The sequence below is a fragment of the Enteractinococcus helveticum genome, assembly GCF_001657475.1.
In the GTDB taxonomy this organism is placed as follows: Bacteria; Actinomycetota; Actinomycetes; order Actinomycetales; family Micrococcaceae; genus Yaniella; species Yaniella helvetica.
The window spans coordinates 1-396 of sequence record NZ_LXEY01000002.1 but is presented as its reverse complement, the minus strand read 5'-3'; the positions used below and the strand labels follow the sequence as shown (position 1 = coordinate 396).

Annotated in this window: 1 pseudogene; it reads right to left on the bottom strand. The window is 38.1% G+C overall.

Features of this window, described 5'->3' with window-relative positions:
• A pseudogene (locus A6F49_RS00005) lies at positions 1 to 367 on the bottom strand (hypothetical protein); the annotation flags it as partial.
• Positions 368 to 396 lie beyond the last annotated feature (29 nt).

The window sequence follows — 396 nt, the reverse complement described above, 5'->3', positions numbered from 1 at the left end:
CTTCTTCAGCTTCATCCACTTCATTACCTTCATAAAAGTCGACGCCTTTGTTTTCCAATTCAACGTGTTTGGTATAAAGTGTACCCATGTCTTCACCATGAATACGTAGACCATCTTTCATATCAGCACCTGCTTTAGTTCCTGATAATGAACATTTTGCCTCATCCACTTCTAAAGAATTAATCGCCCAAGCGGATTCTAAAATGATCGTCGCTCCATTCTTCATTTTAATAAATCCAAACGCAGAATCTTCAACTGTAAATTCATCTGGATTCCATGAACCCCAAGCGTTTGCCGCATGATGCTGTTTATTTAATTTATGGAATGTTGAACCCATCACTGATTCTGGCTCATAATTATCCATCATCCATAACGTTAAATCTAAAGCGTGTGTAC